Origin of the sequence: Acidovorax sp. Leaf160, assembly GCF_001424265.1 — a bacterium.
GTDB lineage: Bacteria > Pseudomonadota > Gammaproteobacteria > Burkholderiales > Burkholderiaceae_C > Paracidovorax.
In genome coordinates this window covers 192754-213024 of record NZ_LMOV01000023.1, presented here as the reverse complement: position 1 = coordinate 213024, position 20271 = coordinate 192754, and the positions used below count along the sequence as shown (strand labels likewise).

The following is a 20271-nucleotide window of genomic DNA, read 5'->3' as shown; positions in this document are numbered from 1 at the left end:
TGCGCTCCATGACTGAGCTTGCTGGCAAACACATCGTTCTCGGCCTGAGTGGGGGCGTGGCCTGCTACAAGGCGGCCGAGCTGACCCGGCTGCTCATCAAGGCCGGCGCGAGCGTGCAGGTGGTGATGACCGAGGCCGCCGGCCAGTTCATCACTGCCGTGACCATGCAGGCGCTGAGCGGTCGCACGGTGTACGGCTCGCAGTGGGATGCGCGCGAGCCCAACAACATGCCGCACATCAACCTGAGCCGCGAGGCCGATGCGATTCTGATCGCGCCCTGCAGCGCCGACTTCATCGCCCGCCTGGTGCAGGGCCGGTCCGACGAACTGCTGAGCCTGCTGTGCCTGGCGCGGCCTGCCGACCGGGTGCCCCTGCTGCTGGCCCCGGCCATGAACCGCGAGATGTGGGCGCACCCGGCCACGCAGCGCAATCTGGCGCAGGTGGCGGCCGACGGCGCCACGGTGCTGGGCGTGGGCACGGGCGACCAGGCCTGTGGAGAAACCGGTGACGGCCGCATGCTGGAGCCGTCCGAGATCATGGACGAGCTGTCGGCGTTCTTCACCCCGAAGCGGCTCGCCGGCCAGCGGGTGCTGGTCACCGCTGGCCCCACCTTCGAGGCCATCGACCCGGTACGCGGCATCACGAATCTCTCCAGCGGCAAGATGGGCTTTGCCATCGCCCGCGCCGCGCGCGAGGCCGGGGCGGAGGTCACGCTGGTGTCCGGGCCGGTGCATCTGCCCACGCCGCGCGGCGTGCGGCGCATCCCGGTGCAGTCCGCCCAGGAAATGCTGCAGGCGGTGGTCGGCCAAACGCAGGACGCTACCGTCTTCATAGCGACTGCCGCAGTGGCCGACTGGCGTCCGGCGCAGCCGAGCGGGCAGAAGATCAAGAAAGACGGCTCGGGCGCCGTGCCCGCTCTGGCCTTCGTGGAGAACGAAGACATCCTGGCCACCGTGGCCCGGTCGGAGCGCGCCCGGTCCAAGGCCCTGTTCTGCGTGGGTTTCGCTGCGGAGAGCGAGAACCTGCTGGAACACGCCAGCGCCAAGCGGCTGCGCAAGGGCGTGCCGCTACTGGTCGGCAACATCGGCCCGGCCACCTTCGGGCAGGACGACAACGCGCTGGTGTTGATCGACGATCACGGCCACCGCACGCTGCCCCGGGCCTCCAAGCACGCCCTGGCGCGCGAACTGGTGGCCGACATCGCCGCTCGCCTTGCGGCACCCCGCTGATCGCGGCCCAGGTCTCCCGTCCTGCGGCCGGCGGCCTGCTCGAAAATCACCCGTTCCGGAGCCCCCATGCTTCCCCATCCCTCTCGCATCGATGCAGACACGCCGCCGGATGGCGACTTCGCCAGCTATGTCGAACGCCTGACCCGCCAGCCTGCGCCGGCGCGCCCGCCGGGCGACGCGGCCGTGCGGGGTGCGCAGAAGCCGCCGGGCGCCGTCCGGCCGTTGCCGCGCCCGCCCGGCGCTGCGGCAAGGCCTTCGCCGGCTGCGCCAGCATCGTTCTGGCAGCGCGTCTGGCATGCGCTGCAACAGGCCGCCGCAGCATCATCAAAAAGAAAGTAAGTGGTTATTCCGTGAAGATCGACGTCAAGATTCTCGACCCCCGCATGGCAGAGCAACTGCCGGCCTATGCCACCCCGGGCAGTGCCGGCCTGGACCTGCGCGCCTGCATCGATGCGCCGCTGACGCTGGAGGCGAACGCGTGGCAGCTGGTGCCCACCGGCATCGCCATCCACCTGCAGGACCCGGGCTATGCCGCGCTGATCCTGCCGCGCTCGGGGCTGGGCCACAAGCACGGCATCGTGCTGGGCAATCTGGTCGGGCTGATCGACAGCGACTACCAGGGCCAGCTCATGGTGAGCGCGTGGAACCGCAGCGACACGGCCTTCACGCTGCAGCCCATGGAGCGGTTGGCGCAACTGGTCATCGTCCCCGTGGTGCAGGCGCAATTCAATGTGGTGAGCGACTTCGGGGCTGCGTCGGCGCGGGGCGAGGGCGGCTACGGCTCCACCGGCAAACAGTAGCAGCCGCAGGGGCGCGGGCTGGTGTGCCCCAGCGGGCGGATCACCGCCACCTGATGGCAGTCCTCATGGCGGCCCTCGTGGCGGCCCTCATGGCGGCACCGCTTCGCTGTCAGCGCAGGACTGACGTGCCGGTCTGGCTTCGACCGGCACGCCACAAAGAATTCCACCCGCATCGTTGCAAGTGTGTGCAATGGTGCAATCGGTCAACGTTCCGGCGCCGCCGGCCATTGCATCGACAAAGGAGTTCTAACCATGCGTTCTTCCACCCGTCTCGCTTCCCTGGCTGCTTCCATTGTCGTTGCAGGCTCGCTGGCTGCATGCGCCCAGCAACCCCGCTACAACGACTATCCGTCGCAGCCCGTCTACAGCAATGCGCCGGTGTCCAACAACCAGTACGGCAACCAATACGGAAACCAGTACGGCAACGAATTCGGCACCGTGGCCCAGATCGAAACGCTGCGCGACAAGCCCCGCACCAGCGGCGCCGGCGCCGTGCTGGGCGCAGTGGTAGGCGGCGTGCTGGGCAACCAGATCGGCGGCGGCAGCGGCCGTGCGGCAGCCACCGTGCTGGGCGCGGTGGGTGGCGGCGTGGCCGGCAATGCCATCGAAGGCCGCGGCGGCAACAATGGGGCAGTCGAAGGCTATCGTCTGGTCATCAACCTGGACCAGGGCGGCCAGCGTATCTACGAAGTCGCCTCGCCCGGCGATCTGCGCACCGGCGACCGCGTTCGTCTCAATGGCGGCCAAATTTCCCGCATGTGACCTTCCGCATGTGACCTACCGCGTGTGACGCCTGGGGCTGCCTTCTCTCCGTGGACGGCAGAGCCCTCAACAAAAAACGGGCCCGAGAGGCCCGTTTTGCATTGTTGCGCCAGCCGTCGCTGACGGCTCGCCTTCCCGATCCGGAACGGTCAATGGAGCGTGTCGCCCGATCCGGTCGGCTGGATGCGGAAGAAGCCGGTGCCGGCCGTGCCGCGTTCCAGTTCCTCATCGGTTGCCTCGCGAACGCCCTGCACCACCAGATGCAGCCGCAGCGCGATGCCGGCCAGCGGATGGTTGCCGTCGAGCACGATGTGCTCCGGGTAGATCTGCGCCACCGTGTAGAGCGCGTCGCGCGGCGCTTCGGGGTTCGTGCCCGCGGGCAAGGCGGCTCCTTCGAACGTCATGCCTTCCTCGATGTCCGCCGGGAACAGCGTGCGGGGCTCGAGGAACAGCAGCTGCTCCTGGTAATCACCGAAGGCCTCCTCCGGCTCCAGGTGCAGGTCGAGTTTCGCGCCCGTCGAATGGCCTTGCAGGGCTTCTTCCACGCGCTCCAGCAGGTCGTCGCCACCCACCAGGAACTCCACCGGCTCGTCGAGGACGTCCAGTTCTTCGCCCAGCGTGTCTTTCAAGACCCAGGTCAGGGCGACCACACATTGTTGTTTGATTTCCATAGGAGAATTGTCGCAGCTTGACCACCGCCGTGAACACGGCCGCTTCGATCCCATGGATGTCCATTCGCCCCTGCCCCTGCTTGGAGGCCTCACGCCCGCGCAATTCATGCGCACCCACTGGCACAAGAAGCCTCTGCTGGTGCGACAGGCCGTGCCCGGCTTCGCGCCCACGGTCAGTCGCGCCGACCTGTTTGCGCTGGCCGGCGACGAAGGCGTGGAATCGCGCCTGGTGCAGCAAAAGGACGGCCAATGGCGGCTGCGCCACGGACCTTTCGCCCGCCGCTCGCTGCCGTCGTTGCAGGCCCCTGACTGGACCCTGCTGGTGCAGGGCGCGGACCTGCATGACGACGCCACGCACGCTTTGCTGCAGCAGTTCCGCTTCGTGCCCGAGGCGCGGCTGGACGACCTCATGATTAGCTACGCCAGCAACGGCGGCGGCGTCGGGCCACACTTCGACAGCTACGACGTGTTCTTGCTGCAGGCGCACGGCCGACGCCGCTGGCGCATCGGGCGGCAGAAGGACCTGACGCTGCGCGAAGGCATTCCGCTCAAGGTGCTGGAGCACTTCGAGCCGGAAGAGGAATTCGTGCTCGAGCCCGGCGACATGCTGTATCTGCCTCCCCGGTGGGCCCACGACGGTGTGGCCGAAGGCGAATGCATGACGTATTCGATCGGCTTCCGATCACCGCGCCGCGCCGACATCGCCCAGAGCATTCTGCTGCGACTGGCCGACGAGGCTACCGACGACGACGACACGCCCATCTACCGCGATCCGAAGCAGGAGGCTGTGGCGCTGCCGGGCGCCATTCCTGCTGCGCTGCAGGAGTTCGCGCGCGATGCGGTGCGCCGGGCCCTGGCCGATCCGCTGTCGGTGGAGCGTGCGCTCGGCGAATGGCTGACCGAGCCCAAGTCCAACGTGTGGTTCGACCCCGCGCCCGCCAGTGGCCTGCTGGAGGGCGTTGCGCTCGACCGGCGCACGCGCATGATGTATGACGACAAACACGTGTACATCAACGGCGAGAGTTACCGCGCCGCCGGCCGCGACGCCACGCTGATGCGCCGGCTGGCCGACGAGCGAGGCCTCACCGCGAAGGACCTGGCGCGGGCGAGCGACGATGCCCTTGAGCTGCTGTCATCCTGGTGCGACAGCGGCTGGGCGCACGCCCGGGCGCCGCAGGACTGACCAGGCCAATGCACCGATGAGCGACGATCCACGGGCTGCTGCATCGGGCTCCTTGACCGGCCTGGCCGAAGGGCGCTTCACCGGTCGGGAAGAATTTCGCCAACGGGTGCGCGATGCGTTGGCATGCGCCGCGCGCGAAGGCTGGCGCGAGATCATCGTCAGTGACACGGACTTCCACGACTGGCCCCTCGGCGAACGGGCGGTAGCGGAGTCGCTGCAGACCTGGTCGAAGTCGGGCCACAGCTTCACCATGCTGGCGGCCGACTTCGGCCCGGTGATGCGCCAGCACGCGCGTTTCGTGCAGTGGCGAAGCACCTGGGGCCACATCGTCACGGCGCGCAAGGCAGGTACCGCGCAGGCGCAGGAGGTGCCCAGCATGCTCTGGTCGCCCGGCTGGCATCTCCACCGGCTCGACCGGGAGCGATGCGTGGGCCTTTGCGGGCACCAGCCCGAGCGGCGCGCGCTGCTGCGAGAGGCGCTGAACGAATGGCTGGTGCGCCGCAGCGGGCCCGGCTTTCCGGCCACGACGCTGGGACTGTGAGCCGTCAGGGGCGTGCCTCCTGCCATGTGTCTCGGAGGGGCCCTGGGTCCGCTGCAGATCCTGGCAATCGCCGGTCCAGTGCTGCGGTTTGCGCCTGGTGGCTTGCACTCGCATGGGTCCGCAGCGCACACGGCCGCTCCCATTCCTGCAGCGGTTCCCCCTGATGGAAGCCCCGTCAGTGTTAGTCAGTATTGACGAAATTCCCTATAATTTACTGTTGGCATCAAATACCGCACGCGCTCTTTTTTTTGGTGCGCGCTGCCGGCCAACCGGACCGCTGCAAGAGTCGGACGTGGTGTCCATTCAAAAGAATCCCGTTTGTCCAAGAGGAAACCTGAAATGAAGAATTCCGTCGTTCTGGCCGCTTTGATCGCTGCTGCTGCCCTGTCCGCCTGCGGCAAGAAGGAAGAAGCTGCTCCTGCACCAGCTCCTGCCGTGGCACCGGCTCCTGTGGTGACGCCTGCTGCTTCCGCTCCCGTGGCTCCTGCCTCGGCTGCCGTGACGCCTGCCGCTCCTGCTTCCGACGCCGCCAAGGCTGCTGCCGACGCAGCTGCCGCTGCCGCGACCGGCGCTTCGGCTGCCAAATAAGCGACCAGATTCCGCGCCGGGTTCCCACCCGGCGCCGACTCCGAGCCCCGCACGACGTGTCGGGGCTTTTTTTTGCCTGCTGCCTTAACGCTGGTGGTTGTTTCTGGCAGATGGAACGGCCTGCTCGACCTCTGTGCCAGCGGCGCACGGCCCAAGGCACATGGCAGCCGGCCCTTCAGCCGACGTCGATCCAGCCGGTTCCTTCGCGGGGGTGTGCCACGTCGATGGCTTCTAGCGGCCAGCCCAGGGCATCGGCCAGTGCTGCGCGCGCCAGATCGGGATGGTTGTTCTGCGCGCTGAGGTGGGCCGCCACCACGCGGCGCAAGCCGGTGTGGCGCACGGTGCGCAATATGTCTGCCGACACCTGGTTCGGCAGATGGCCGAAGCGGCCGCTGATGCGGCGCTTGAGGAAGGCAGGGTAGGCGGATGCCTGCAGCATGTCCGGATCGTGGTTCGACTCCAGCAGCAGCGCATGGCAGTCGCGCAACTGCTCCAGCACATGCTCCGAGGCGTGTCCCAGGTCGGTCAGCAGGCCGACGTGGGTGGCGCCATCGCTGCAGCGCAGGTGCAGGGGTTCGCGGGCATCGTGCGGAACGGTGAAGGGGCGGGCCTCGAACGCGCCCAGGTCGATGGCCTCGCCGTCGCGGGCGATGCGCAGCAGGCCGTCGAAGTCGGGCGCGCCCAGGGCTTCATGCGTGCCCTGGCTCATCCACACCGGCACGCGGTGGCGCAGCACCAGTTTCTGGACGCAGCCGATGTGGTCGGAATGCTCGTGGGTGATGAAGACTGCGTCGAGCTGCGCGGGCGTGATGCCCGCCGCGGCCAGCTTGCCTTCCAGGATGCGGATGCCGAGTCCGCAGTCCATCAGCAGGCGGCGCCGCGGGCCGCCACCGCCCAGGCCGTCGCTGCCGCCTTCGATCAGCGTGGCATTGCCGGTGCTGCCGCTGGCCAGGTTGCGAAACCGCAGCACCGATCTGGGGCTTACTTCAGGTCGTCCGCCAGCACGCGCACGATGCGCTGGGCGTTGTCGGACGATTCGGGCGCGCCGGCAGCGTTGAGTACGGAAACCGTGCTCTTGTTGCCTTCGCTGCGCACCACGATGCGGTACTTGAGCGGCGGCACCGCGTCGGGCGAGCGGTTGAAGAGCTTGCCGAAGAAGCCGGGCTCCTTCTTGTCGGTGGGCGCCACGTAGCGGACGAAATAGACGCCCTGGCTGCGGTCGCGGTCTTCCACGGTGAAGCCGGTGCGGTCCAGCGACAGGCCGACGCGGCGCCATGCGCGGTCGAACGGCTCGTCGATCTGCACGGCCGGGGCGCCACCGACGTTGGCGATGCGGGCAACCGGCACCACTTGTGCGGGTGCGGCAGCGACGGCGCGGGATTGCTCCTCGCTCACGCCGAGCTTGACCATGATGCGGCGCAGGAACTCGGTTTCCAGCTCGGGATCGGCCGGGCGCGGTTGCCACACGGTCGTGTCCTTCTGGGTGTTGGAATACACCTCGATCATGCCGCGGTGGCTGACGAAGATCTCCGTCGTGCCGTTGGCCCCGCGCTCCAGGCGGGTGCGGAACTTGTCACGCTCGCCGGTGGAATACACCGAGTCGAAGATCTTGCCGATGGTCGAGCGGATGATGTCCTGCGGCAGCTTGGCGCGGTTCTCGGCCCAGTCCGTTTCCAGCAGGCCCAGGTTGGCCTGCTCGGTGGTGTAGACGAAGCCGTTTTCCAGCCAGAAGTCGCGCACCGGCTCCCACAGCTGGTCGGCCGGGCGGTTGACGACCAGCCAGCGCTGGTTACCGTCGCGCTCGATGCGCACGTCGCCGATGGTCTGCGGCGCGGCGTTGGCCTTGCCCACGGGGCGCTGGGCCTGGCCTGCCTCGAAAGCGGCGGCCGACACGGAGCCACCGGGCACGACGTAGCGGGAGTCGGTGGAGAGCTGGCGCAGATCGGGTGGCACCTCCAGCGTCGCGCCCTTGGTGGCGCTCTTGTAGTCGATCTTGTCGTTCTCCAGAACGGAGCAGGCGGACAGGGCCATGGCGAGGCCGAGCAGGCCCAGGCGGGTGGTAGCGTTCACGCGGAAATCCTCAGGTGATCTGGAAGTGCCGAAGCGGCAGGTTCGTGCTGCGGCGGACCGGATTAAAGCAGACCGCCGGCGCGCAGGGCGCCTTCGACGACGGCTTCGTTGGACGTGCCGAGCGGCGTCATCGGCAGGCGCAGCGTGCCGCCGCAGCGGCCCATGCGTTGCAGGGCCCACTTGACCGGGATGGGGTTGGCTTCGACGAACAGGTGCTTGTGCACGGGCATCAGCTGGCGCTGGATCTCCATGGCGCGGCGCGCATCGCCCGCCAGGGCGGCCACGCACAGCTCATGCATCAGGCGGGGTGCGACGTTGGCCGTCACGCTGATGTTGCCCTGGCCGCCGCAGAGCATCAGCGCCACGGCGGTCGGGTCGTCGCCCGAATAGACGGCGAAGCCCTGGGGCACGTCGCGGATCAGCCACTGGGCACGCTCGATGTTGCCGGTGGCTTCCTTGATGCCGATGATGCCGGGCACCTGCGCCAGGCGCAGCACGGTGTCGTGCAGCATGTCCGCGACGGTGCGGCCGGGCACGTTGTAGAGCACAATGGGCAGGTCGCCCACGGCTTCGGCGATCGCCTTGAAGTGCTGGTACTGGCCCTCTTGCGTGGGCTTGTTGTAGTAGGGCACGACCTGCAGCTGCGTGTCGGCGCCCACCTTCTTGGCGAAGCGCGCGAGCTCGATGGCTTCCGCCGTGGAATTGGCGCCGCAGCCGGCCATGATCGGCACGCGGCCGGCAGCCTGCTCGACGGCCACGCGGATGATCTCGCAGTGCTCTTCGACGTTCACGGTGGGCGATTCGCCCGTGGTGCCCACGACGCCGATGCAGTCGGTGCCCTCCGCGACATGCCAGTCGATCAGTTGGCGCAGGGTGGGGTAGTCCACGCTGCCGTCCTCGTGCATGGGAGTGACGAGGGCGACGATGCTGCCGGTGAGAGGAGCGCTGGAAAGGGTCATGTCCGCGTGGTGAAACGGTAAAAGAGCATTCTAACTAGGGATGATTCGATGCAACGCGCACCCCGGGGGCGGGCGTTGACGCTGCCGCTGCGGGCGCGAGCGCATGGCGCGCCGGAACGCTGCCCGGCAGTTCCCGCACGGCGGCGATACGCTGGACGAATCGCTCGGGCGCCGGCAGCCAGCCGTCTTCGAACGCCACGATACGTAGACCCTGGCAGACGGCCAGCAGTTCCCCGGGCGCGAGCAGAAAGTCCGGCCGCGAAGGACGGCCGACCGTCTCGTTGCCGGCGGCGAAGGTCTCATACAGCAGCACGCCGCCGGGCGCCACGCTGGCGACCAGCGTGGGCAGCAGCGGGCGCCAGAGGTAGTGGGTGACCACGACCGCGCCGAACTCGCGGCCGGTGAAGGGCCAGGGGCCGGATTCGATGTCGGCACAGACGGTTTCGACCGCCGGGGCTCCTGCGGGCGACCCAGCGCCCGATGCGGGGGACGTCAGCAGCGCCAGCTCCTCCAGTGCCTCGGCGGACCGGTCCACGCCGGTCACCGCATGGCCGAGTCCGTGCAGCCAGCGCACATGGCGGCCCCGTCCGCAGGCCACGTCCAGCACGCTGCTGCGCGCTGGCAGCAGGTGCGACCAGCGCCGGATCCAGTCGGAAGGAGGTTCGCTGCCGTGCATTGTCATGCTATTAAAATGATAGCTATCGGCCCTTGCATTCAGGGCGCAAACAGGTGTTTTGATTCAAAATTCGCTCAGAAGCACGACCAGACCTGGTCGGCCATCATCACCACGAAGTCGGGCTGGGTGTAGAGCAGGAACACCACCGCCAGCAGGGCGGCGCCCGCCGCCCACGCCAGGCCGGTGGCCCAGCGGCCGGCACGGCGGCGGCGCCCGGGGTGGGTGGAAGCGGCAGGGGAGGGCATGGCGGGGCGCAGGCGGTTGGCCGGCTTCAAGCCGGCTGCGGCTGACGGCTGATGGCGGTCTCGCGCACCGGCAGGTTGACCAGGCCGGCGAACACGCCGAGGGCGATGGAGAGATACCACACCACGTCATAGCTGCCCGTGCGGTCATACAGGTAGCCGCCCAGCCACACGCCCAGGAAGCTGCCGATCTGGTGGCTGAAGAACACGAAGCCGCTCAGCATCGACAGATGCTGCACGCCGAAGATCTGCGCCACCGTGGCGTTGGTCACCGGCACGGTGGAGAGCCACAGCGCGCCCATCACGGCCGAGAAGATGTAGACCGACATGGGCGTGAGCGGCGCCAGCAGGAAGATGCTTATGGCCACCGCCCGCGCGAAGTAGATGAAGGCCAGGATGTAGCGCTTGGGCATGCGCTGGCCCAGCGTGCCGGCGATGTAGGTGCCGAAGATGTTGAAGAGCCCGATCAGCGCCAGCGCGTAGCTGGCCACCTGGGGCGACAGGCCGTGGTCCTTCAGGTAGCTGGGCATGTGCACGCCGATGAACACCACCTGGAAGCCGCAGACGAAGTAGCCGGCCGTCAGCAGCAGGAAGCTCGGGTGGTGCAGCGCTTCGGACACGGCGTGGCCGATGGACTGCTTGCGCGGCGCCGGGGCAGCACCGCGAGCGGCGGGCCCGAAGCCCGGCTCGCGCAGGCCGAAGGCGAGCGGCACGATCAGCAGCACCATCAGCGACAGCGCCAGCAGCGCGGTCTGCCAGCCCAGCTGCGCGATCAGCTGGCCCTCGACCGGCACCATCAGGAACTGGCCGAACGAGCCTGCCGCCGCCGCCACACCCATGGCCCAGGAGCGTCGCTCCGGCGCGATCTGCCGCCCGAGCACGCCGTAGATCACGGCATAGGTCGTGCCCGCCTGGGCTGCACCGATCAGCACGCCCGCCGTCAGCGCGAAAGAGAGCGGCGTGGGCGACAGCGCCATGCCGGCCAGGCCCGCGGCATACAGCACCGCTCCGCCCATCAGCACGCGGAAGGCGCCGAACCGGTCGGCCGCCATGCCGGCGAAGATGCCGAAAACACCCCAGGCGATGTTCTGCACCGCGATCGCCAGGGCGAAGGTCTGCCGCGTCCAGCCCATCTCCTGCGTGATGGGCTGCAGCCACAGGCCGAAGCCGTGGCGGATGCCCATCGACAGCGTGACGATGGCGGCCCCGCACAGCAGCACCTGTGCCATGGACAGTTTTCTTGTTTCTTGATGCATCTGGCGAATGTAGCCAAATCCGCCCGTGGGCGCTGGTGCCCACCCGTCAGGGAACGGCCCGGGGGCGTCGCGTGGGAGACGCAGGCTGGATCGCCCGGGGCGTTCGGCGGGGCAATGTGGACAGCAGTGGGCTGTGGTTATATCCAGCACTACAATCCGCCGCCATGGCAGTCAAACCCGCATCCTCCTCCGCAAGCAGCGAATATTCCGAAGGCTCGATCCGCGTCCTCAAGGGCCTGGAGCCCGTCAAGCAGCGCCCGGGCATGTACACCCGCACCGACAACCCGCTGCACATCATCCAGGAAGTGCTGGACAACGCGGCCGACGAGGCGTTGGCCGGCCACGGCAAGAAGATCAAGGTCACGCTGCATGCCGACGGCTCGGTCAGCGTGGAAGACGACGGCCGGGGCATTCCCTTCGGCCTGCACCCGGAAGAGAAGGCGCCGGTGATCGAGCTGGTGTTCACCCGCCTGCATGCGGGCGGCAAGTTCGACAAGGGCAAGGGCGGCGCCTACAGCTTCTCGGGCGGCCTGCACGGCGTGGGCGTTTCGGTGACCAACGCGCTGGCCCTGCGGCTGGAGGCCTACACCCACCGTGAGGGGAAGATCGCGCAACTGGTGTTCCAGGGCGGCGATGTGACCGAGCCGCTGACCTCGCGCCCTCTGGCGGCTGGCGAGCGCAAGCAGGGCACCACGGTGCGCGTGTGGCCCGACCCCAAGTATTTCGAGACCGCCGCGCTGCCCATGGGCGAGCTCACCCACCTGCTGCGCAGCAAGGCCGTGCTGATGCCCGGCGTGACCGTGACGCTGGTCAACGAGAAGTCGAAGGAAACCCAGACCTGGCAATACAAGGGCGGCCTGCGCGACTACCTGGCGCAGACGCTGCACGCCGACCCGGTGATCCCGCTTTTCGAAGGCGAGGGCTTTGCCGACCGCCACAGCGAGAGCTTTGCCGAGGGCGAGGGCGCGTCGTGGTGCGTGGGCTTCACCGACGAGGGCGCGCCGGTGCGCGAGAGCTACGTCAACCTGATTCCCACCAGCGCGGGCGGCACGCACGACGCCGGTCTGCGCGATGGGCTTTTCAACGCGGTCAAGAGCTTCATCGAGCTGCATTCGCTGTTGCCGAAGGGCGTGAAGCTGCTGCCCGAGGACGTGTTCGCCCGCGCCAGCTACGTGCTGTCGGCCAAGGTGCTGGATCCGCAGTTCCAGGGCCAGGTGAAGGAAAAACTCAATTCGCGCGACGCGGTGCGGCTGGTGTCCAGCTTCGTGCGTCCGGCGCTGGAGCTGTGGCTGCACCAGCACGTCGAATACGGCAAGAAGCTGGCGGAACTCGCCATCAAGGCGGCGCAGACGCGCCAGAAGGCCGGCCAGAAGGTCGAGAAGAAGAAGGGCTCCGGCGTGGCCGTGCTGCCCGGCAAGCTCACCGACTGCGAGAGCCGCGACCTGTCGCACAACGAAGTCTTCCTGGTGGAGGGCGATTCCGCCGGCGGCAGCGCCAAGATGGGCCGCGACAAGGAATGCCAGGCCGTGCTGCCGCTGCGCGGCAAGGTGCTCAACACCTGGGAGGTGGACCGCGACCGCCTGTTCGCCAACAACGAGATCCACGACATCTCGGTGGCGCTGGGCGTCGATCCGCACGGCCCGGGCGACACCCCCGACCTGTCCGGCCTGCGCTACGGCAAGGTCTGCATCCTCTCGGATGCCGACGTGGACGGCTCGCACATCCAGGTGCTGCTGCTCACCCTGTTTTTCCGCCACTTCCCCAAGCTCATCGAAGCCGGCCACATCTACGTCGCCCGGCCGCCGCTCTTCCGGGTGGACGTGCCCGCGCGCGGCAAGAAGCCGGCCTCCAAGGTGTATGCGCTGGATGAGGGCGAGCTCGAAGCCATCCTCGACAAATGCGCCAAGGACGGCGTGGCGCGCGAGAAGTGCCAGATCAGCCGCTTCAAGGGCCTGGGCGAGATGAACGCCGAGCAGTTGTGGGAGACCACCCTCAATCCCGACACGCGCCGCCTGCTGCCAGTGCAGCTGGGTGCGCTGGACTTCGCGGCCACGGCCAGCCTCATCACCAAGCTGATGGGCAAGGGCGAGGCGGCCGCACGGCGCGAGCTGATGGAGCTGCACGGCGACGCCGTGGACGTGGACATCTGATGAGCCGACACCTTCGCGCGGCGCTGCACGCCCTGACCCCGCTGCTGCCGCTGATGCCGTTGCGCCGCGCGCCTGGCGCAGCGCGCAGCCGGGAGCGCGGCGGCCCGGCTGCCTGCGCGGAGTTTCGAAGCGTTTTTGGCCTCCGGCGCTTGATCTGCCTGGGCATGGTGCTATGGTTTTCGCAGCAGCCGGCGCATGCCGATCTGTGGGCGCATGTCGATGAACGGGGCGTGACGCACTTCGCGGCCGAGCGCATCGACGAGCGCTACACGCTGTATTTCCTTGGCGATGTGTTCGATTCCACCATCGACGGCAACGCCGCCGGCACCGGCATCGTTCCGCCCGGCACCGCGCCCGAGGCCACGGCGGCGGGCGCGCGGCGGCTGGCGTATTTCGACATCGCCCCCGAGGTCAAGCGCGTCAAGCACCACCTGCGAGCGTCCGCCACCCAGCAGGGGCTCGACTACGAACTGCTGCAGGCCGTGATCGCCACCGAATCGGGTTTCGATGCGCAGGCGGTGTCGCCGCGCGGTGCCGTGGGGCTGATGCAGGTCATGCCGGCCACGGCCCAGCGCTTCGGGGTCGCCGGCGCGCCACGCCGCTCGGTGCAGCAGCAGCTGACCGACCCCGGCACCAACGTGGCTGCCGGCGCGCGCTACTTGCGGCACCTGCTCGACCTGTTCGAGGGTCGGCTCGACCTGGCCCTGGCGGCCTACAACGCCGGCGAGGGTGCCGTGCGCCGCGCGGGCGACCGCATTCCGGCCTACCGTGAAACCCAGAACTACGTGAAGAGCGTGATGGGGCTGTATGCCCTGCTCAAGCCCGTCGCAACGCTCCCGCCGGCCGCGCGCGCTGCCAGCGGCCGCGTGCGCATGGAACTCGCCAGCCCCGGCGGCGGTGCCGCAGCGCCCGACCCCCGCTGACCGGTGGGAGGGCGGGCCGGCAGCAGCGGCACCCCCGCAGCAGCCTCCGCCGCCCACCGCGTCTCAGCCACCGCGCCCCCGCTTTTCCTTTTACTTTTCCCTCATCTTCCTGCCTCCTGATTCCGACGCATGAGCGACAACGACCAATCCACCCTCGACCTTTCGCAGCCCGCACCCGACGACGGCCAGAGCCTGGCCGGCTACGCCCAGCGCGCCTATCTGGAATATGCGCTCTCCGTGGTCAAGGGCCGTGCGCTGCCCGACGTCTGCGACGGCATGAAGCCGGTGCAGCGGCGCATTCTTTTCGCCATGGAACGCATGGGCCTGGCCTACAGCGGCCCCAACCGCAACACCGCCGCCAAGCCGGTGAAAAGCGCCCGCGTTGTGGGCGACGTGCTGGGCCGCTTCCACCCGCACGGCGACCAGTCGGCCTACGACGCACTGGTGCGGCTGGCGCAGGATTTCAGCCAGCGCTATCCGCTGATCGACGGCCAGGGCAACTTCGGCAGCCGCGACGGCGACGGCGCGGCGGCCATGCGCTACACGGAAGCGCGGCTCACCCGCATCGCCGGCCTGCTGCTCGACGAGATCGACCAGGGCACGGTCGATTTCGTGCCCAACTACGACGGCTCGACCGAGGAGCCGCGCCAGCTGCCGTCGCGCCTGCCGTTCGCGGTGCTCAATGGCGCCAGCGGCATCGCGGTGGGCCTGGCCACCGAGATCCCCAGCCACAACCTGCGCGAGGTGGCCGACGCCTGCGTGGCGCTGGTCAAGAACCCCAAGCTCAGCGACGAAGAGCTGTTCGCCCTGATCCCCGGGCCCGACTACCCGGGCGGCGGCCAGATCATCAGCAGCACGGGCGACATCCAGGATGCCTACCGCACCGGGCGCGGCAGCCTGAAGGTGCGTGCGCGCTGGAAGATCGAAGACCTGGCGCGCGGCCAGTGGCAGCTGGTGGTCACCGAGCTGCCGCCGGGCGTCTCGACCCAGAAGGTGCTAGAAGAGATCGAGGAACTCACCAACCCCAAGGTCAAGGCGGGCAAGAAGGCGCTCGGCGCCGAACAGGTGCAGCTCAAGGCCACGCTGCTGGGCGTGCTGGACGTGGTGCGCGACGAGTCCAGCAAGGACGCGCCGGTGCGACTGGTGTTCGAGCCCAAGACGGGCCGCGTGCCGCAGCAGGAGCTGATCACCGCGCTGCTGGCGCACACCAGCCTGGAAACCTCGGCCCCCATCAACCTGACCATGGTGGGGCTGGACGGCAAGCCCATGCAGAAATCGCTGCGGCGCATGCTGCAGGAATGGGTGGATTTCCGCCAGCAAACCATCACGCGGCGCAGCCGGCACCGGCTCGACAAGGTGCTGGACCGCATCCACATCCTGGAGGGGCGGCAGACGGTGCTGCTCAACATCGACGAGGTGATCGCCATCATCCGCGCGGCCGAGGAGCCCAAGGCCGCGCTCATCGCCCGCTTCAACCTGTCCGACCGCCAGGCCGAGGACATCCTGGAAATCCGCCTGCGCCAGCTGGCGCGGCTGGAGGCCATCAAGATCGAGCAGGAATTGAAGGAGCTGCGCGAGGAGCAGGGCAAGCTCCAAGACATCCTGGACAACCCCGCCTCCCTGCGCCGCTTGATGGCCCGCGAGATCGAGTCGGATGCCAAGCAGTTCGCCGACGCGCGCCGCACCCTCATCCAGGCCGAGAAGAAGGCCGTCGCCGAGGTCAAGGTGGTGGACGAGCCGGTCACGGTGGTCGTCTCGCAGAAGGGCTGGGTGCGCGCACGCCAGGGGCATGGGCACGCTGCGGGCAGCTTCGCCTTCAAGTCGGGCGACGGGCTCTATTCCACGTTCGAGTGCCGCACCGTGGACACCCTCATCGTCTTCGGCAGCAATGGGCGCGTCTATTCGGTGGCGGTGGCGCAGCTGCCGGGCGCGCGCGGCGACGGCCAGCCCATCACCACGCTGATCGAGCTGGAAAGCGGCACGCAGCCGCTGCACTACTTCGCGGGCCCGGCCGGCGCGGCGCTGCTGCTGGCCAGCTCCGGCGGCTACGGTTTCATCGCGGCGGTGGAACACATGACGGCGCGCAACCGCAGCGGCAAGGCCTTCGTCACGCTGGCCGAGGGCGAGCAGCTGTGCAAGCCTTCGCACGCGGCCTTCACCAGCGGCGGGCAAGCGCTGGCGCCCGCAACGCACGTATGCTGTGCCTCCACCGGCGGGCGCATCCTGACCTTCGAGATCACCGAGCTCAAGCAGATGGCCAACGGTGGCCGGGGCCTGATGCTGATCGACCTGGACGACAAGGACACGCTGGCCGGCGCGGCGGCCTACACCCGCAGCGTGCGCATCTCGGGCGTGGGACGCGGCGGCAAGGAGCGGGACGAGACGCTGGAGATCCGCAGCCTCAACAACGCCCGCTTCCCTCGCGGGCGCAAGGGCAAGGCGGCCGACCTGGGCTTCAAGCCGAACGCCGTGCAGCGCGTAGAGTGAGCGCGGCGGGCGCCTGGCCGCAGCCCGGCACGCGCAATGAAGCAAGGCCGCCCGTCGCTGGCGGCTTTTTCTTGTCCGGCTGCTGCGTGGCTGCGGCTCGGGATGGGGGACCTGGGCTGGAGACTTGGTAAAAACGCCGACTGGCGTTTCGGTGGGTATCCAAGCACCATGCGGTCGTACCCCGTGAATCGATGTCCTTGCCGTTGCGTGCCGCTGTTTCCCCAGGAGCTCACCCTATGAAAGACTTGAAGATTTCCACCCGGCTCGCACTGGGGTTCGCGCTGATCCTGCTCGTCATGTTCCTGATGAACATGCTCGGGCTGACCAACATGGGCGCCATGGTCCGGGCCGTGAAGGGCGTCGGCTCGGAAGCGGTCGTGAAGGAGCGCCTGATCAGCGACTGGGCGCGCAACATCCACACCAGCGTGCAGCGGACCAAGGCCGTGGCAGTCAGTGCGGACGAGGCGCTGAGCGAACGGTTCGCCGAAGAGGCGGCGGCGTCCTCGCGCCAGTCGGGCGAGCTGCTCAAGCGTATCGATGCGCTGCTGCAGAGCGACGAGGAAAAGGCGCTGATGGCCGACATCCAGAAGACGCGCGCCGCCTACCTCGCCTCCCGTGACGCCCTCTACAAGGCCAAGCGCGAAGGCCGGCTCGACGAGGCCCAGCGCCTCTTCACGCAGGACTTCCAGCCGCTGACGATGCGCTACCTGCAGAGCGTGCAGCAGCTGCTCGATCTGCAGCGCAGCCACATCGACACGGCGCTCTGGCAGGTGGAATCCGGCTACCTGCAGACCCGCACCGCCGTGATCCTGTTCACCGTGCTGGCCGTCGCCCTGGGTGCCGCGATCGCCTACTGGATCACCCGTGGCATCACCCGGCCGCTGGGCGAGGCGGTGCGCGTGGCGCGCGCCGTGGCGGCCAACGACCTGACCAGCGCCATCGCCGTGACGACGCGCGACGAAACCGGCCAGTTGCTGGAAGCGCTGCGCCAGATGAACGACAACCTGGCACAGATCACCGGCCGGGTGCGCCAGGGCGCGGACAGCATCGCCGGCGCCGCTGGCGAGATCGATGCGGGCAACCAGGACCTGTCGGCCCGCACCGAGCGCCAGGCCAGCTCGCTGCAGCAGACGGCCGCGTCCATCGAACAGCTGACCAGCGCCGTGCGCCAGAACGCCGACAGCGCCCGCCAGGCCAACCAGCTCGCGGCCCAGGCCTCGCAGGTGGCGGGTGAGGGCGGCCAGGTCGTCGCCGGCGTGGTGCAGACCATGGGCGCCATCGATGCCTCCTCGCGCCGCATCGCCGACATCATCGGCGTGATCGACGGCATCGCCTTCCAGACCAACATCCTGGCGCTGAACGCGGCCGTGGAAGCCGCCCGCGCGGGCGAGCAGGGCCGGGGTTTCGCCGTCGTCGCGGGCGAGGTGCGGGCGCTGGCCGGGCGCAGCGCCGAAGCCGCGAAGGACATCAAGGCGCTGATCGGCGATTCGGTGGCCCGCGTGGACGAAGGCTCGCAACAGGTCGCCGAGGCCGGCCGCACCATGGAATCGGTGGTGGACAGCATCCGGCGCGTGGCTGACATCATGGGCGAGATCAGCGCCGCGAGCGCGGAGCAGAGCACCGGCATCGAGCAGGTCAGTCAGGCCATCGGGCAGATGGACCAGGTGACGCAGCAGAACGCGGCGCTGGTCGAGGAAGCCGCCGCAGCGGCCGGCTCGCTCAAGTCGCAGGCCGCAATGCTCTCCGAGCTGATGGCCGCTTTCCGGCTGCGGGATGGCGCCACGCAAGGCAAGCCGCCGGCCGTAGCGGCCGCAGCGGCCGCAGCGGCCGCCGCGCCGACGCCTCGGTCGGCCGCGCCCGTGCCGGCGCCCGCCGGGGTGCTGCAGGCCCCTGCAAGACCCGCGGCCCCGGTGCCATCGCGCGCAGCCGCCGTGGCGAAGCCGCAGGCGCGCACCGCGCCGGCGCTGGCAGGGCGGCCTGCACCGGCCCGCGCGGCGGTGCCTCGCGCTGCCACATCGTCACCATCGCCGGCCTCGCCGCCGCCGGCCGCCGCTGCGCGCAAGTCCAGCCAGAGCGACGACGATTGGGAAACCTTCTGACGCAACGCGGGACGTGACGGCCCGAAGGGCAGGGGACCGTGGGCCGCACTGGCGACTGCATGCACGGGCGGTGCGTCGGCCGGCGCCCGCGCATGCCGGGACTGCCCGCCGTGCCCCGCTGCGCCCGTGCGCTGCCCGCTACACCGCCTCGGCGCTGAATCTGTCCACCGGCGCTGCGATCTGCGCCTGGCAGGCCACCAGCGGCAGGTCGCGCTGGCCCGGGGAAGTGCGCGACACCAGTGCGTAGAGGCTGCTCACTGCGCCCGCCACTGCGTCCGGCGTTGGCTTTCCGCGCAGCAGGTGGCCCAGCAGCACGGCGGAAAACACGTCGCCCATGCCGTTGGGCAGCGGCTGCAGATCGACGTATGGCGTCTTCACCAGCCAGGCCGCATCGGCGGTGACGGCCAGCGTGGCCAGGCGATCGGCCGGCAGGTCCGGCGTGCGCAGGCTGGTCACCACGACCAGCGAGGGGCCCGTGCCGGGCGCAGCGCCCAGCAGGCTGCGGGCGGCGGCGATGGCCTCCGGCACCGACGCCAGCGGCGCGCCGTGCAGCAGTTCGAATTCGTAGTGATTGGGCGTGATGATGCTGGCCTGGGCGAGTGCCCGCCGCCGCAGGAACTCGGGAATGCCGGGGCGAACGAACAGGCCCCGGCCCACGTCGCCCATCACCGGGTCGCACAGGTAGTGCAGCCCGGGTCGGGCGGCGCGAATTTCCTGCACCGCCGCCAGGATCGCCTCGCCCACGCCGGCATCGCCCAGGTAGCCGGACAGCACCGCCGTGCAGCGCGCCAGCACGCCGCGCGCGCGCAGCCCGTCCAGCACGTCGGCGATGTGCGCGGGGGTGAACACCTGGCCCTTGAACTCGCCATAGCCCGTATGGTTCGAGAACTGCACCGTGTGCACCGCCACCGGCTGGATGCCCAGCAGCTGCAGCGGCAGCATGGCCGCGTCGTTGCCCACGTGCCCGAAGGCGACGTGCGACTGGATGGACAGGACCAGGGGAGTTTCGGTGGAGGGCGCAGTCATGGGCGTGGGCGTAGGCGTCCGGGGTCCGGCGTTCGGCGGGCCCTCAGGCCAGCTCGGCGATCAGTTCGATCTCGACGCAGGCGCCCATCGGGATCTGCGCCACGCCGAAGGCGCTGCGGGCGTGCACGCCCTTGTCGCCGAACACCTGGCCCAGCAATTCGCTGGCGCCATTGGTGACCAGATGCTGTTCGGTGAAGTCGCCGGTGGAATTGACCAGGCTCATCACCTTCACGATGCGTGCCACGCGGTTCAGGTCGCCCCCGGTGGCGGCATGCAGCGTGCCCAGCAGATCGATGGCCACCGCCCGTGCGGCTGCCTTGCCTTCCTCGGTGGCGATGTCGCGGCCGAACTGCGCGGCCCAGGGCTTGCCGTCCTTGCGGGCGATGTGGCCGGACAGGAAGACCAGGTTGCCGGTCTGCACATAGGGCACATAGGCGGCCGCGGGCACGGAGACCGGCGGCAGGGTGATCTGGAGTTCTTTCAGCTTGTCGTAAACGCTCATGGCAGTCCTTTCGGTGAGGGCAGATGGGTTGAATGCGGAACCTGCGCAAGTGTTACATAGCCAGGCCGGCGGTCCGGCATCGGCAGGTGCTGCCTTAGCATGCTGGC

20 protein-coding genes are annotated in these 20271 nt (G+C 69.0%); 11 read left to right on the top strand and 9 right to left on the bottom strand.

What is annotated here, in order from left to right:
• Positions 1-8 precede the first annotated feature (8 nt).
• From coaBC to ASF94_RS11505, 4 genes are all read left to right on the top strand, one after another.
• A complete protein-coding gene (coaBC, locus tag ASF94_RS11515) occupies positions 9-1229 on the top strand; it encodes a bifunctional phosphopantothenoylcysteine decarboxylase/phosphopantothenate--cysteine ligase CoaBC (RefSeq protein WP_056666091.1) in 1221 nt (406 codons plus the stop codon).
• A gap of 66 nt (positions 1230-1295) precedes the next feature.
• Positions 1296-1568: a hypothetical protein gene (locus ASF94_RS21295; protein ID WP_156382513.1), complete on the top strand. Its 273-nt coding sequence runs from the start codon at positions 1296-1298 to the stop codon at positions 1566-1568.
• An 11-nt stretch (positions 1569-1579) separates the two neighbouring features.
• Positions 1580-2029, top strand: coding sequence for a dUTP diphosphatase (gene dut / locus ASF94_RS11510; protein ID WP_056666086.1), 450 nt, complete (start codon positions 1580-1582; stop codon positions 2027-2029).
• 252 nt (positions 2030-2281) lie between these two features.
• Positions 2282-2791, top strand: coding sequence for a glycine zipper 2TM domain-containing protein (locus tag ASF94_RS11505; RefSeq protein ID WP_056666082.1), 510 nt, complete (start codon positions 2282-2284; stop codon positions 2789-2791).
• Between the two features lie 149 nt (positions 2792-2940).
• On the opposite strand, the gene ASF94_RS11500 is transcribed toward ASF94_RS11505, so the two are convergent.
• Positions 2941-3462 (bottom strand): peptidylprolyl isomerase, encoded by a 522-nt coding sequence (locus tag ASF94_RS11500; protein ID WP_056666079.1) that lies wholly within the window; start codon positions 3460-3462, stop codon positions 2941-2943.
• A 52-nt stretch (positions 3463-3514) separates the two neighbouring features.
• On the opposite strand from ASF94_RS11500, the gene ASF94_RS11495 reads away from it, so the two are divergent.
• The 3 genes from ASF94_RS11495 (at position 3515) to ASF94_RS20855 (ending at position 5774) form a co-directional block, all read left to right on the top strand.
• Positions 3515-4645, top strand: a complete 1131-nt coding sequence (locus ASF94_RS11495; protein ID WP_056666078.1) for a cupin domain-containing protein — start codon at positions 3515-3517, stop codon at positions 4643-4645.
• 16 nt (positions 4646-4661) lie between these two features.
• Positions 4662-5186 carry a hypothetical protein gene (locus ASF94_RS11490; RefSeq protein ID WP_056666074.1) on the top strand — a complete coding sequence of 175 codons (525 nt, stop codon included), beginning with the start codon at positions 4662-4664 and terminating at the stop codon, positions 5184-5186.
• 339 nt (positions 5187-5525) lie between these two features.
• Positions 5526-5774: a hypothetical protein gene (locus ASF94_RS20855; protein WP_082493207.1), complete on the top strand. Its 249-nt coding sequence runs from the start codon at positions 5526-5528 to the stop codon at positions 5772-5774.
• Between the two features lie 175 nt (positions 5775-5949).
• Here ASF94_RS20855 and ASF94_RS11485 read toward each other — a convergent pair whose 3' ends face one another.
• The 6 genes from ASF94_RS11485 to ASF94_RS11460 form a co-directional block, all read right to left on the bottom strand.
• Positions 5950-6744: an MBL fold metallo-hydrolase gene (locus ASF94_RS11485; protein WP_056666072.1), complete on the bottom strand. Its 795-nt coding sequence runs from the start codon at positions 6742-6744 to the stop codon at positions 5950-5952.
• Positions 6745-6755: 11 nt separating this feature from the next.
• The gene (gene bamC, locus ASF94_RS11480; RefSeq protein WP_056666071.1) at positions 6756-7844 is read right to left on the bottom strand and encodes an outer membrane protein assembly factor BamC; all 1089 of its coding nucleotides are present in this window, start codon (positions 7842-7844) and stop codon (positions 6756-6758) included.
• 62 nt (positions 7845-7906) lie between these two features.
• Positions 7907-8803, bottom strand: coding sequence for a 4-hydroxy-tetrahydrodipicolinate synthase (dapA, locus tag ASF94_RS11475; protein ID WP_056666068.1), 897 nt, complete (start codon positions 8801-8803; stop codon positions 7907-7909).
• 34 nt (positions 8804-8837) lie between these two features.
• On the bottom strand, positions 8838-9479 hold the full coding sequence (locus tag ASF94_RS11470) for a bifunctional 2-polyprenyl-6-hydroxyphenol methylase/3-demethylubiquinol 3-O-methyltransferase UbiG (RefSeq protein WP_056666065.1): 642 nt from the start codon (positions 9477-9479) through the stop codon (positions 8838-8840).
• A 74-nt stretch (positions 9480-9553) separates the two neighbouring features.
• Entirely contained in the window at positions 9554-9724 is a 171-nt protein-coding gene (locus ASF94_RS11465; RefSeq protein WP_156382512.1) for a hypothetical protein, read from the bottom strand.
• A 26-nt stretch (positions 9725-9750) separates the two neighbouring features.
• Positions 9751-10977, bottom strand: coding sequence for an MFS transporter (locus tag ASF94_RS11460; protein ID WP_056666059.1), 1227 nt, complete (start codon positions 10975-10977; stop codon positions 9751-9753).
• A gap of 164 nt (positions 10978-11141) precedes the next feature.
• On the opposite strand from ASF94_RS11460, the gene ASF94_RS11455 reads away from it, so the two are divergent.
• The 4 genes from ASF94_RS11455 to ASF94_RS11440 all read left to right on the top strand — a co-directional run bounded on the left by ASF94_RS11455 (position 11142) and on the right by ASF94_RS11440 (position 18636).
• Entirely contained in the window at positions 11142-13127 is a 1986-nt protein-coding gene (locus ASF94_RS11455) for a DNA topoisomerase IV subunit B (protein WP_056666057.1), read from the top strand.
• A 164-nt stretch (positions 13128-13291) separates the two neighbouring features.
• Positions 13292-14050, top strand: coding sequence for a lytic transglycosylase domain-containing protein (locus ASF94_RS11450; protein WP_056667186.1), 759 nt, complete (start codon positions 13292-13294; stop codon positions 14048-14050).
• 129 nt (positions 14051-14179) lie between these two features.
• A complete protein-coding gene (gene parC, locus ASF94_RS11445; RefSeq protein ID WP_056666054.1) occupies positions 14180-16537 on the top strand; it encodes a DNA topoisomerase IV subunit A in 2358 nt (785 codons plus the stop codon).
• A 236-nt stretch (positions 16538-16773) separates the two neighbouring features.
• Positions 16774-18636: a methyl-accepting chemotaxis protein gene (locus ASF94_RS11440; protein WP_056666051.1), complete on the top strand. Its 1863-nt coding sequence runs from the start codon at positions 16774-16776 to the stop codon at positions 18634-18636.
• 138 nt (positions 18637-18774) lie between these two features.
• Here the strand turns inward: ASF94_RS11440 and pdxY are convergent, their stop codons facing one another.
• Both pdxY and ASF94_RS11430 read right to left on the bottom strand, forming a co-directional pair.
• Complete coding sequence (gene pdxY / locus ASF94_RS11435) at positions 18775-19662, bottom strand: pyridoxal kinase PdxY (protein ID WP_056666048.1); 888 nt, start codon at positions 19660-19662, stop codon at positions 18775-18777.
• A gap of 43 nt (positions 19663-19705) precedes the next feature.
• Positions 19706-20164 (bottom strand): RidA family protein, encoded by a 459-nt coding sequence (locus ASF94_RS11430; protein WP_056666047.1) that lies wholly within the window; start codon positions 20162-20164, stop codon positions 19706-19708.
• Between the last annotated feature and the right edge of the window lie 107 nt (positions 20165-20271).

Bases quoted from the DNA above. Each gene is read 5' to 3' on its own strand.
- ASF94_RS11500 (WP_056666079.1), bottom strand. From the start codon at position 3,462: ATGGAAATCAAACAACAATGTGTGGTCGCCCTGACCTGGGTCTTGAAA.
- ASF94_RS11455 (WP_056666057.1), top strand. From the start codon at position 11,142: ATGGCAGTCAAACCCGCATCCTCCTCCGCAAGCAGCGAATATTCCGAA.
- ASF94_RS11465 (WP_156382512.1), bottom strand. From the start codon at position 9,724: ATGCCCTCCCCTGCCGCTTCCACCCACCCCGGGCGCCGCCGCCGTGCC.
- ASF94_RS20855 (WP_082493207.1), top strand. From the start codon at position 5,526: ATGAAGAATTCCGTCGTTCTGGCCGCTTTGATCGCTGCTGCTGCCCTG.
- ASF94_RS11505 (WP_056666082.1), top strand. From the start codon at position 2,282: ATGCGTTCTTCCACCCGTCTCGCTTCCCTGGCTGCTTCCATTGTCGTT.
- ASF94_RS11460 (WP_056666059.1), bottom strand. From the start codon at position 10,977: ATGCATCAAGAAACAAGAAAACTGTCCATGGCACAGGTGCTGCTGTGC.
- ASF94_RS21295 (WP_156382513.1), top strand. From the start codon at position 1,296: ATGCTTCCCCATCCCTCTCGCATCGATGCAGACACGCCGCCGGATGGC.
- ASF94_RS11430 (WP_056666047.1), bottom strand. From the start codon at position 20,164: ATGAGCGTTTACGACAAGCTGAAAGAACTCCAGATCACCCTGCCGCCG.
- ASF94_RS11490 (WP_056666074.1), top strand. From the start codon at position 4,662: ATGAGCGACGATCCACGGGCTGCTGCATCGGGCTCCTTGACCGGCCTG.
- coaBC (WP_056666091.1), top strand. From the start codon at position 9: ATGACTGAGCTTGCTGGCAAACACATCGTTCTCGGCCTGAGTGGGGGC.
- pdxY (WP_056666048.1), bottom strand. From the start codon at position 19,662: ATGACTGCGCCCTCCACCGAAACTCCCCTGGTCCTGTCCATCCAGTCG.
- dapA (WP_056666068.1), bottom strand. From the start codon at position 8,803: ATGACCCTTTCCAGCGCTCCTCTCACCGGCAGCATCGTCGCCCTCGTC.
- ASF94_RS11495 (WP_056666078.1), top strand. From the start codon at position 3,515: ATGGATGTCCATTCGCCCCTGCCCCTGCTTGGAGGCCTCACGCCCGCG.
- parC (WP_056666054.1), top strand. From the start codon at position 14,180: ATGAGCGACAACGACCAATCCACCCTCGACCTTTCGCAGCCCGCACCC.
- ASF94_RS11450 (WP_056667186.1), top strand. From the start codon at position 13,292: ATGGTGCTATGGTTTTCGCAGCAGCCGGCGCATGCCGATCTGTGGGCG.
- ASF94_RS11440 (WP_056666051.1), top strand. From the start codon at position 16,774: ATGAAAGACTTGAAGATTTCCACCCGGCTCGCACTGGGGTTCGCGCTG.
- ASF94_RS11470 (WP_056666065.1), bottom strand. From the start codon at position 9,479: ATGCACGGCAGCGAACCTCCTTCCGACTGGATCCGGCGCTGGTCGCAC.